This window comes from Pedobacter sp. (genome assembly GCF_035566355.1).
In the GTDB taxonomy this organism is placed as follows: domain Bacteria; phylum Bacteroidota; class Bacteroidia; order Sphingobacteriales; family Sphingobacteriaceae; genus Pedobacter.
This window is the reverse complement of the sequence record NZ_DATMRL010000635.1, coordinates 1-12,104: the sequence shown is the minus strand read 5'-3', so window position 1 is coordinate 12,104 and position 12,104 is coordinate 1. Positions and strand designations below refer to the sequence as shown.

General features: G+C 39.8%; 9 protein-coding genes. All 9 read right to left on the bottom strand.

Going from position 1 to position 12,104, the window contains the following annotated elements; genetic code table 11:
• On the bottom strand, positions 1 to 583 hold a 583-nt coding region (locus VNZ46_RS24935), incomplete at its 3' end, for a DUF4369 domain-containing protein (protein WP_325563676.1).
• A 144-nt stretch (positions 584 to 727) separates the two neighbouring features.
• Positions 728 to 1,249 (bottom strand): LacI family DNA-binding transcriptional regulator, encoded by a 522-nt coding sequence (locus VNZ46_RS24930; protein WP_325563674.1) that lies wholly within the window; start codon positions 1,247 to 1,249, stop codon positions 728 to 730.
• A gap of 3 nt (positions 1,250 to 1,252) precedes the next feature.
• Positions 1,253 to 3,340, bottom strand: a complete 2,088-nt coding sequence (locus VNZ46_RS24925; protein ID WP_325563672.1) for an alpha-N-acetylglucosaminidase — start codon at positions 3,338 to 3,340, stop codon at positions 1,253 to 1,255.
• Positions 3,341 to 3,349: 9 nt separating this feature from the next.
• The gene (locus VNZ46_RS24920; protein ID WP_325563670.1) at positions 3,350 to 4,696 is read right to left on the bottom strand and encodes an alpha-L-fucosidase; all 1,347 of its coding nucleotides are present in this window, start codon (positions 4,694 to 4,696) and stop codon (positions 3,350 to 3,352) included.
• Between the two features lie 36 nt (positions 4,697 to 4,732).
• Positions 4,733 to 5,095: a DUF5000 domain-containing lipoprotein gene (locus tag VNZ46_RS24915; protein WP_325563668.1), complete on the bottom strand. Its 363-nt coding sequence runs from the start codon at positions 5,093 to 5,095 to the stop codon at positions 4,733 to 4,735.
• On the bottom strand, positions 5,050 to 5,928 hold the full coding sequence (locus tag VNZ46_RS24910; RefSeq protein ID WP_325563666.1) for a DUF4998 domain-containing protein: 879 nt from the start codon (positions 5,926 to 5,928) through the stop codon (positions 5,050 to 5,052). Before VNZ46_RS24910 ends, VNZ46_RS24915 begins: the two co-directional genes overlap by 46 nt.
• A gap of 12 nt (positions 5,929 to 5,940) precedes the next feature.
• On the bottom strand, positions 5,941 to 7,137 hold the full coding sequence (locus VNZ46_RS24905) for a DUF5000 domain-containing lipoprotein (RefSeq protein ID WP_325563664.1): 1,197 nt from the start codon (positions 7,135 to 7,137) through the stop codon (positions 5,941 to 5,943).
• Positions 7,138 to 7,158: 21 nt separating this feature from the next.
• On the bottom strand, positions 7,159 to 9,096 hold the full coding sequence (locus VNZ46_RS24900) for a RagB/SusD family nutrient uptake outer membrane protein (RefSeq protein WP_325563662.1): 1,938 nt from the start codon (positions 9,094 to 9,096) through the stop codon (positions 7,159 to 7,161).
• Positions 9,097 to 9,106: 10 nt separating this feature from the next.
• Positions 9,107 to 12,104, bottom strand: a 2,998-nt coding sequence (locus VNZ46_RS24895; protein WP_325563660.1) for a TonB-dependent receptor, incomplete at its 5' end; no start/stop codon positions are given.

Below are 12,104 nucleotides of genomic sequence, written 5' to 3'. Positions count from 1 at the left end.
ATCCATTGATCACATATACAGAAACCGGATCATTCGGATATTTTTTCAACCAGTCCTTTGCAGCTATTTTTCCTTTCTCAATATAATCCACATATTTTTTCTGAAGGTTTTGAGACGCTTCTGCATCACCGATGTTTTTGGCCTTTTCCATTTGTACAGCCAGGTCTTGTGCTTCATCCATACTCATGCCACATGATTTCTCCATATAGCTGATCATTTCCCCCCATCTGCCAACAAACTCGCTTCCACTGAAGGTTGCATCACTAAGGCGTTTTGCATTTCCAGAAACGTTCACCTCACCGGGGCCCATATGCATATAAAAACCTAGTTCTTTACTAAACTCTGGTCCAACCTGAACGATATAAAAACTACTGGAATCAGTTTTAGCGCTCAGTTCAAATTTGTGGTCCTTAATGATGGTTGAATCTGTTACTCTGGTAACAATGTCAATCAAATAAACTTTTTTCCCTTCAGGAAGGGTTGGAAGATTGGCCGATACTTTTAACTTGTTTTGCGCCGATAACATGGAACAGGAGCAAATCATTCCCCCCAAAAGGAATGTAATCTTTAAACTTGGTTTCATTGTTGGTCAGTTAGGATTAGTTGTGGTTGTTGTTTATGTTAATCAAGGCATTCGAACCCTAAAAAAGGGTGAATGTGATCTTCATTTTTTTTCAACTTTCTAAATCCACAGCTGAATGCTGCCTTTCCAAGTCGGACGGGGCGGTTATTGAAATTCTAACATCGAAAACAAGTGCTCAATAGCTAAAGCCGATTCATGTTGTTTCCCATTCCGGTTGCCCAAAGTGACAACAGGAATATTATATTTTCTGAGTTGATCAAACTGCTCCTGATCTTCTGTATATTTGGTAACAGCAATCAGAATACCGTCAACCCGAAGGTTTTTCATGTTTTCTACAATCTGTTTTTCCCGGTCTGGCTCTTCAAATGACTGGCCGAAAATTATATTGTAATTCTTGCTAAAGGTATAAAGCTCTATTTCACGCAGAGTTGAGCAATAAAAATTTTCTGCAATATCGGGTAAAACAACACCTATAGTAAAGGTTTTTCCCTGCTTGAGGAATACCGCATTCTGGTTTGGCTGATAGTTTAATTCTTTCGCTATTTTATTGACCCTCATAGTGGTAACAAGACCTATACTCGGATGCCCCCGGAGTGCCCGGGATACAGTGGATGGATCGATATTTAACCGTTTAGCGATATCTTTGAGTGTGGGTATCTTTTCCATTTCTTATGATTTATTTGACCAATCTAATTCCATACTGTAATAATCAATAGGATAGGTAACCTCGCCTTTCATTTTCCTAACCACATCATTGGCAAATTTCCGCCATCTTTGCAAATACAAAGAAGCTAACATCCCTCCCCACTCTTTATTTGCATATTCATGCAAATCGGTACCGGGATTATTATCTGGGCCCCAGTAACTAATTTGAATTTTTGCATTACGAACAGCCATTTTTTTATCCGCTGCGGTACTTCCAAAATCATAGGCTTGTTGTAGCCAGCGGGATAAAGTAAACTTCTGATTACTGTTTAACAAAGCCTCTTGCTTTAACAAAGCCTTTTCAAACCGGGCATATGAGCTTCTGAATCTTTGCAAATCCTTTGTTTTTATGGCGGATATCATTTGCTGATAAATCCGCTGTCCCTCATTTGCATTAACCTGTCTCATAAAATCGACTTTATCAGTTCTATAAGTCTCTACCTTATTTAATTCTGGAGTGCTTAATGCGGCTTTCTTAAACATCACTACCGCTTTATTAAATAAAGCAGTATCATAGTATAGCTTTGAGGAACCATAAGTAGATGCCGATTTCAGATCCAGACCCGGCCGCGCGCAAAAAATAGACTCGGGCGGTCCGTCCGGATGGACGACAGGACTGCTATAGACCGTCTGTAATAGCAATTGCCAGGCAAGTCTCAACTCATCATTGGTATAACCATAGCGATACCAAACATAATTTTTAATCCAGTCCTTTACCACCAGACTATCTTTTTGCCAGCCGAGATCTGACAAAAGATCGAATACAACAGGGTTATTGTTAATACCTTCAGGCATAATACCAATACCAGTAAACAGCTGATTGTATGGACTATTTTTCGCAGCATTAACCACCGCGTTGAAATATTCCAGCCGGCCAAACAAACCTACCTTTTCACCAAAATTACTAACCGGACTCAATACAAATGGCGTTCCTTCGAAGCCTTCCCTTTTTTTCCATTGAGCAGGATGTTCCCCAACCAATTCAATCACTAAGGTATGATTCTTATCCAGGCCTTTTAACAATTCTTTAGATGGATTACTCCCCCAGGCTTGAAATACCCAGGTACTACCCGGAAAATTCTGTTGCATATTTTGCTGAATCAGCCCGGCTGTCTTCGTCAGATCAACGCCTTCGCTTGAACCACCTTCATGAAACAGATCTCCTCCGAAATACCTGATATTTTTACCATATAACCTCCTGGTTTCCTGATAATAAATATTCGCCATTTTCGTAAAAAGCTCGTCATCTGGCAATAAAACATCTGGTCTGGTGAAGTTGCCTGCCCATTTTCCTTGTTTTTTTATTCTGGCATCTGGAAATTTATATTGCAATGTAGTTGGTACCATACCGTAGAACCCTTGCATTACCGGCTCTATGCCCATTAACCCCATTCTTTCAATAATTTTCTTTCCCAAGGCTGCCTGCTGATGGATCATGGTTGGAGACATCACACCTCCCCAACCTTCTAAATTGCCCATGAGCCACCAACCAGTGAATGCCGGTCCCGGTATAAAATCAGCAGTTTCCTTTTCAGTAAAGCCCATTTGCTTTAAAGTATTCTGCCATATCAGTTCCGTGCCAACCGGTGCCAGGACTAAATTAAATCCATTTAAAGCCATCCAATCCAGTTCGCGCTCCCAGTCTTTCCATTTATAAAAACTCATTGTATAATTGAGCGTACAATAGTTTAAGGCATACCTGTATTTATACGGCGAGACGATTCTTATTGAACCTTTTATTTTGGGTAAATGAGCTACAGGTGATAAATTATCTCCCATATGGGACATGCTTCGATGGCAGTAATATTTTAAATACCAATTAACGCCCATAGCAGCGGCACTTGGAGTGGAAGCAGCAATATGTATCCCGTTTGTTCGGCCCGAGAGTTCAAAAACATCTTTTCCACCCTCATCAGAAATGACACTAAAAGAAACCGAAGATAACAGCCAGGGAACTCTTCTGCCAATCAATTCTTTTAAGCCTCTAAATTCCTGTGTATAGCCTCTTAATGAAATAGAGGCTATACACAGGAAGATTATAATTTTTTTCATGCACAATATTTACTGAAGTATTAATTCAACAACAGGTATCTCATACTTTGGCTTATTTTTCGGCAATGTTAATTCCACATCAGTTCCATTTGCAGCCTGCTTATACATCAATTCTGAACTGTCATTTAAAAACTGTGCGTATTTAAATTTACCCTGATAAGCCGGGAGGATCAGTTTACCATCTGCCGGATAATCAAACAAATGCACATATAAATGTTTTGTTTTCGGATTATAGGTTAGTTTAGTATTTTCCGGAACTTTAAAGTCTAAAGGTGCATAAGTACAGTTGTATATTGCCTTACTATTTCCATGCATCCAGTACGACATACTATCGAGCGCATTGGTTGCCCTGTAATCAAATTCACCACGGGCAGTTGGACCAACATTGAGAATCAGATTTCCTCCATTGGCTACAGAAGTAATGAGCAGGTCAAGTAATTGACGATGTGTTTTCCAGGTATTTTCATCACGGAAATAACCCCATGAACCTGAAAAAGTTTGACAGGTTTCCCATGTTTTACCCCGGAACTGCGCCAGTTCTTTAGGGCTTACTTGTTCTGGTGTTACAAAATCCTCTCCATCTGTATATTCATCAAGATTAAGACGGTGGTCTACTATGATTCCAGGTTGCAGTTTACGGATCATCTTTAACAATTCGACACTGCCCCAATCATCCTTTCCTTTACCGTTTTTGCCGGGGTAGGAAAAATCAAGCCAAAGTATATCGATTTTACCATATTTAGTAAGCAGTTCCTTTATTTGGTTGTGCATATACTGCTTATACTTGTTCCAGTCTTTTCCTTTATTTACCGCAGTATAATCCGCGTTCTCACCATCAAGACGTTGTGGATGCAGGGCATCTATTGTGAAATCAGGATGATGCCAGTCGATCAGGGAGTAATAAAACCCAACTTTGATCCCCTCTGCACGAAATGCATTTACAAACTCTCTAACAAGATCACGCCTGGCTGCTGTTTTAGTGGCTTTATAATCGGTATATTGGGAGTCAAACAAACAAAACCCTTCATGGTGTTTAGTTGTCAGTACCGCATACTTCATTCCTGCAGCTTTTGCTTCTTTCGCCCATTTTTTCGGGTCAAACTCATCAGGATTGAAATTGTCAAAATACTTTTGATAATTAGCTGAAGTAATGCGCTCATTATGTTTTACCCATTCGTGCCTTGCGGGCTGGGCATACAGCCCCCAATGAATAAACATACCGAAACGGTCTTGTGTCCACCATTCCATTCTTTTTTCTTTTTGTTCCGGGGTTTCATTACCAATCCTTTTTTGAGCGGTAACCGACGCTGTAGTTAAGGATGCAAGCAGCAACAATAATAATAGTCTTCGTATCATATTTTTAAATTGTGTGAGTAAGCATAATTCAGTTAATTAAGGATTATACCAAAAGGAGATTTCGCTCATATGGCTTTCTACACTATTATCAAGTGTTTTTGTAACCCGGATTCTAATATATCTTACAGGAGGAATCCCATCCAGAAGATTTACTTTAAATGGAGCTGTTCCATCATCTGATCTTTCCACTTCTTTAAGAAGTGTCCATCCTTTTGCAATAGATTCGGCCTTCCATCCACTATCATTTCCAGGAAGTGTAGTTGCCGCATTTGTGATGTCGGCAATTCCCCATACTTCAAATTTAACAGGGTTGTGACAGGCGCAATCTGTTCTGCCGATTTCTTCAAAACGTGTTAACTGATATACCCCTCCAAGATCAATTGTAAAATGATGTGGCAAACTGCCCCCTGTGTATGATAAATATTAGGGTATCCGCCTGCCTGACCATCCCAAATAGAGGCAAAATTGGATCCATAGGCGTTTCCATCCACATCATTCGGCAGATTAACCTTTTTCCAAAGGGCTTTGCCAACAGGCAGATTCTGAAGGCGTAAAGAATCTTTAGTAAGAACCAAAAACGAATCAATAGCCATTGTGCTGGGTTTATAAGAAGACTGATAATAGATCTTCGTTCCAATCTTCCAATCGGCTATTTTTGCAGTATCCACATTAGGAGAAAGCATAACTTTCTTTTGCGCCCCTATCATATTTGTATACCATATACTTGTTGAAACATTAACCGTATCTGGTTTTTTCCAAACAATGGCTAAACCATTATCGCTTTCTGAATATACAGCAGTCTTAATGGTCCGGTTTAATAAGGTAGCCTGGTATTTAAGCCCATATACATTTGCAGATGGCACCAAAACAGGGATGGATTTATGCCCCTGATCATCGATGGAGAAAATGGAAAAAGTATAATTAGCTTCGGGCATATTTACCAGAAGATGTTTAACCGTATCGCCTGGTTTAAATGCTGTAGCGTCAAACTCAGTAGAATCTGTTTTATTATTCCAAATAATTCTATACTTCTTAATTCTGGCATCAACCCCTCTGGCCCAGGCAAGCAATATCCTTCCGTTACCGGGCGAAACCTTAAGTTTTGTTACCCCATCCGGATAGACTTTTTCTCCGCCAACCAGATATTTTTTATAATCATCAGCTTTTTGGCAGGATACAAAAATTGCAATGCCCAAGATTAAACCGATGTAACTTATCTCCTTTTTAAACATGACTGTAATTTTTTATTGTGTATCTCCCCAAAAAGTAATCTCTATTGCATGGAAAAAGTCGGTACCGCCCCAGTTTTTCAATATCTCCATTCTAATGTATCTTACAGCAGGTGCTGAACTAGGAAACTTAAACTCCTCACCTAAACCATCGGTTCCCTTGGCATATGCTATATCTTCATTGGTCGTTTGCCCAAATGGTAATCCCGATGGTTTGAACGATTCACAGTCCATTAGCTTTGTCCATCCATCCCAACTTCCGGAAGCATCGGGCAGCGTAGCCGTACCCCACATGCGCCATGACCGTGGATTACCGTGATTATATTCGTAACCACCAAAACGCTGTAATATTTTGAAACGGCTTAATTTAGCCACTACGCCAAGGTCAAATGTAAATCTATGTGGGCGGGGTAAAGCACCTTGAAGCGTGTGAAAACCATCCCCATCCAATTTCCCATCCCACAGATTTGGCATTTCCCAACCATATGCCGCTGGCTGATCGTCAGGCAGTTTATAGGGTTTGAATTTGCTTTTATCCAACTTTGCCTCAAATAACGGAGTAACCGTTTTAAACAGCGTATCCGAATTATTATTCCACCTGTCTTTTATATAAACCCCAAATACTCTCGGAACCGGATCATAACCTCTTGCAGAGAAAACACCATTTTTTACTCCAGTGTAAAAAGTTTCAATTGGAACAAGTTCTCCATTCTCATCTTTGGTGATAATAACCGCGGCGATTTTGGCCTCGCCCGGATTCGCAAAAGTGATACTCACGCCCCCAAAATCTTCCTTCAATGTAAGGGTACTTCTAATTGACCGATAGGGCGGTGTTTCCGGGTTTACCTTTGCCACCACCACTTCAGATCTGTTTTCGCTTTTGTCAACAGCGTATAACCTGACATCATAAGTGCCTGCCTTATTAAAACCATCTACTCTAATGGTATCACTAAAGCGCGATGTTTTGGCTTGTCTTACCGTCGTACTATTGATGTTATACTCTGCAAGCACATATTGCAAATCAGCATCAGTTGGTAGCGAATAAGTAATAATTGCACCTCCGGGGTTATTTTGCACCTTAACATTAGTAACAACACCTGGTTTCGTTCCATCATTTTCAATCGGTTTCTGAATGTTAAAATCTGATTTGGAGCAGGCATACACACCTGTTACAACCAGCAGAACAAGTAAGTAATAGAATATTTTTTTCATAACTGTCTTTTTAAATAAAAATTACCACCCCGGGTTTTGCACCAGCTTAGGGTTAATCACCAGCGAATTTTCTGAAAGTGGCCACAAATAATCTTTGGAAGTGAACACAGGGGCCACAATTTGTCTTACCCGATAATAGTTAACCGCGTCCTCCTGTTCTAAATCCCAGCCTCTAATGGGTTTATTAAAATATTCTTCGGCCTTTTTCCAGCGCCTGATACTCCAGACTCTTTTACCCTCAAACACCAGTTCAATCATCTGCTCCCGCTGAATAATCTCCCTAAACCCATCTTTTGTACTTGGCTTTGCCGGATTTTTAGAGAAACTTGCCCAGCTTTCTACCACGCCTTTAAGTCCGGCTCTTTTTCTAACCAGATCAATCCATTTATAAGCTTCTGCGCTTGGCCCGTTTAATTCATTTAAAGCTTCAGCATAAAGCAAATACATCTCTGAAAGCCTGATGACCGGCCATGGATAGCCTTTTGTGTTATAACCTTTTGAATCACTTCCGAAATCGTTTTTATAGTTTACCAGTTTTTTTGGCCAATAACCCGTAACAGAAAATAATGCGGCACCTAATCTAGCCCCAAATTGCCCGGCCTTTGCCTGTAAAAACCAGGTTTTAGCATCGTTATACAATCCCTGCCCATACCAAATTCCACCATCAAAGCCTAAATCCGCATAAAACCTTGGCTCTCTATCAAAATTTAGCTGAATAGTTTCATAGTCTTTTTTCAGGTAAAACCTGTCTTTATCAGTAACCGTTCTTAGTTTAGTTAACCTGTTTGCATAATCATAATTAACATCTTCTTCAATAGGCACACCATTATTGCTATAAAACATCTCTGCAATATGTATTGGCGGAGATAGTGTAGACCGAATAGATTCATTATCTGCCGGCGGCGTTTTTATAGCATCGGGATCTGACGAGGTAATCCTTGCCTGAGATAACGACTGAACCCAACTGGCATAGGCATTTGATGCACCCCAAATGGTTTCCGAATTCCATTTATCGGAAATGGCAGCACGGATGTTCATGGTTAATTTAGTAGAATCGGTAACTTTTTCGCCAGATTCAGGTGTGTAATAATATAATGCTGCTCCAGCGGATTCAGCAGCAGTTATTGCCTCCTTACATGCATCAACAGCTTTTCTCCATTTCTCCGCAGAATAGGCTGGGTTAAATAACTGAACGCCGGTTTTATCTTTAAAATTAGCATAGCCTGGATTTCCATTAAACAAAGGGCTGGCAGCTGTGATTAATACCTGTGCTTTTATTGATAATGCAATTGGCTTTGTTAGTCTACCCAACTCGGATGTTTGGTTCATAATTTGAGCAGGAAGATCCGGGGCAGCTTCATCAATTAAACTAACCACATAATTTACTACAGAATCTACTGGCATTCTTGGTATTCTTACTTCTTCAATGGAAGCTGAAACCGGCAAATTTTTGCGGATAACCGGGATTGGACCGTACATCCGGAACAGGAAAAAATGGTAATAGGCCTTTAGTAATTTAACTTCGGCAATCCACCTTTTTCTTTCCGAATCAGACAAATCGGGTACCTTATTTACATTCTCCAAAAATAGATTACACTCCCGTATAGCCTGATAATAAGGTTTACCTCCCCTGTCTCCATCCCAATAATTACCAATAGGATTTACAATATTTTGTTCGCCCCGGGCTATTCTGTATAATCCAATGTCAAAGTAAATTGAACTTGGATATTGTGCCGCGAGCTCATCGCCGGTCATAAATCCCGGATCAGAACTTGTATCTCCAAAATATGGTAAATTATTGTAGCAGGTGTACAAATATTTTTCGGCCTCAGTTCGCATTCTAAAGGCATAATCAATAGTGCCAATATTATCAGGTACTACATCAAGGTATTTTTTACAGCCTGTAACTACGCATAATAAAATAAGAGCTGTAGCAAATATGTTTATATTTCTTTTCATCTTAAAAATATTAAAAGTTTATGTTTAAGCCCAGGTTAAATACCTTTTGGAGCGGATAACCAAATCCATTTCCACCCAATTCCGGATCCCAAAGTTTGAACTTACTAAAAGTGAGCAGGTTTGTACCACTAAAATAAACCCGGAATGTTCTCATCCTTAGTCTGTTGGTAAGCTTCTTTGGCAAAGTATAACCCACTTCAAGCGATTTTACACGTAAAAAATTACCACTTCGCATAAACCAGGTGCTCGTTTGGTTATTATTCTCAATTGGAGTTACTGAAAGCCTTGGCCAAAGCGCATAAATATTCCTGTTTTCTTCAGACCAGTGATCATCTGCATAAGCTTTTAACAAGGCATTTTCACCAATACGGCCAAAGTTTAATCCATCGGGGTCGTAATTTACAAAAGGCGCAGTTCTCCAGGGATCAAGAAAAAATGACTCTCTGCCCAATCCTTGTATAAAAACAGAAAAATCGAAATTTTTATATCCTGCAGAAATACCACCACCATAAGTGATTTCAGGTGTAGTTGGATTTCCTATAGGCACCTGATCCAGTGGTGTAATTTGTCCATCATTATTTACATCTCTATATTTAATATCTCCCGCCTGGTACAGACCAAAGTTTTGTTTAGGAGAGTTTCGCACATCATTTTCATCTATAAATAAGCGCTCTGCTATATAGCCATAGGTTTGAGAAATAGATTGCCCCGGATGAAGCTTATACTTCTCCTTATATTCTGGCTCTTCATATTTATAATACTCACCCCGGGCAAATGTAAAACTGCCTTTAATTGCAAACCAGGCATCTCCGCTAAAATTCTCAGTATAATCAAGATTTAAGTCTATCCCTCTTGATTTTGCCTCACCCACATTGGCCAGCGTGGTTACACTTAAGCCCATAGTAGTAGGTATAGATGCTCTAGCCTGCAATATATTAGTCGTTTTTTTCTCATAGATCTCTCCTACCAGGTTAATTTTGTTAAAAAGACTCAACTCAATGGCCAGATTTTTTTGATATGATTTTTCCCATGTGATCGATGGGTTGGGATATCTGTCAATAGAAACTCCGGGCCTAAATCGATTGTTATCAAAACCAAATGAGGCCCCCCGACCATTATTGGTTAGGTTTACACTACTTAAATAAAAGAACCTGTCTTCATCCCGCCCAATCTTATCGTTACCAACAAGGCCATACGAACCCCTTATTTTTAGTTTATTGATGAATGAATTATTCCAGAATTTCTCATTTGAAACAACCCATCCAAACCCAATAGTTGGAAAAAAGCCGAACTGCTGATCTTTGCTAAATCGCTCTGAGCCATTATAACCAAAGTTAAACTCCGCAAAATATCGGTTATCGTAAGCGTAAGACGCCCTTCCTGATACGCCAACATTTCTATGTGGTAGTGAAGCTTGTACCTCAGCGGCCGGAAACAGGCTTTGCTGCATGGTAAAAATTAATGTGGCACCAAGGTTATGCTTCTGGCTAAATAGCCTGTCATAGTCAAGCGTTGCTTGTGCGTAGAGATTGGTATTTGCATCTTTATTACTTCCAAAAGCTTTGATGTCTTCGTGAGGATAATTCGTATCCCATTCATTTGTCCTATCCTCATTTAACCAGTTTAAAACATAAGTATTACTCTGCTTATCATAAGTTCCTATATTATATAAATAGGGACCATAAGCCCTCACCGCATCAAAATAAGAATACCGGTTGGTGCTAAATATTCCTTTCAAATTAAGGCCCTCGGTTATGAACGATAGTTTTTGATTTAACTCTACCTGAGCCAGCATTCTGCTTTGCGAATAATCTTTATAGCCACGGAGCAAATCTGCATAAGGATTGATATAAAACGAATTTCCTTCACGATAGTTGCCAAATAAAATATGTTGAGAAGCAACATTTGCGGCGTCGGGCGCGTAATATGGCGCAAATAATGTTGGGCTTGTTCTTAATGCCTTTTTATATACACCAGAACCTCCATCAGCCGGTCCGGTGTATTCATCAAAATAACCAGAGAGCCTTACAACCAACTCTGTTTTCGGGCTAATTTGAATGTTTACATTAGAGCGCAACTGAAAGGTACTTAACTTTACATTGGTATTGAAATTATTTCGTTCATCTACTTTTAAAGTTCCGTTATCTAAATTATAGCCTCCTGCTACATAATATTGCGCTACGTCACCACCACCTTTAACACTTAGATTACCACGTTGGTTGGTTGTGCGGTCTTTAAATAACAAATCCGTCCAATTTGTTGAGGGATAAATGGCCGGGTTATCACCAGCCTTTGTATGATCAATTTTATTCTGCGAATATATCAGTTTTGCTAATGGATCTCTGGTTAACTGTGCTTCGGTATAAAGCTCCATATGTGTTATCGCATCGGCAATTTCTAATTTTTTTGTGGGTGCAGAAACCGAATTTTCAGCACGAAAGCTAAATTGGGCTTTTCCTGTCTTTCCTTGTTTGGTCGTTACAAAAATTACCCCATTAGCACCTCTGGCACCGTATAAAGCGGTTGCACTGGCATCTTTTAAAACCGAGAAACTCTCAATATCATCAGGCGATAATCTGGCCAGATCAGTAGTCGTTAATTCAATGTTATCAATTAATACCAGTGGGTTTCCACTACCATTGCCAAAAGTAGTTACACCCCTCACAAAGAAATTAGCATTATCTGCTCCGGGTTCGCCACTGCGTTGATAAGCGATAACGCCTGCCAGTCTTCCGGCAAGTGCAGTAGTTAGGTTACTGGATGGTATTTTTAGATCTTTAGCGCTTATAGAAGTAACAGAACCAACAACAGCTTCCTTTCGCTGCTTTTTACCAAAAGCGGTAACAACAACCTCTTCAAGGGCCCCTTTCTCCTCTTTAAGAACTATATTGATAACAGATCTGTTAGCCGGTTCTTCCGACACCACAAAACCTATCATTTTAAAAACCAGAACGGAATTGGCAGGAACCTTTATCGAATATTGTCCATTTGCATCCGTACTTGTTCCA

Bases quoted from the DNA above. Each gene is read 5' to 3' on its own strand.
- VNZ46_RS24930 (WP_325563674.1), bottom strand. From the start codon at position 1,249: ATGGAAAAGATACCCACACTCAAAGATATCGCTAAACGGTTAAATATC.
- VNZ46_RS24925 (WP_325563672.1), bottom strand. From the start codon at position 3,340: ATGAAAAAAATTATAATCTTCCTGTGTATAGCCTCTATTTCATTAAGA.
- VNZ46_RS24920 (WP_325563670.1), bottom strand. From the start codon at position 4,696: ATGATACGAAGACTATTATTATTGTTGCTGCTTGCATCCTTAACTACA.
- VNZ46_RS24910 (WP_325563666.1), bottom strand. From the start codon at position 5,928: ATGTTTAAAAAGGAGATAAGTTACATCGGTTTAATCTTGGGCATTGCA.
- VNZ46_RS24905 (WP_325563664.1), bottom strand. From the start codon at position 7,137: ATGAAAAAAATATTCTATTACTTACTTGTTCTGCTGGTTGTAACAGGT.
- VNZ46_RS24900 (WP_325563662.1), bottom strand. From the start codon at position 9,096: ATGAAAAGAAATATAAACATATTTGCTACAGCTCTTATTTTATTATGC.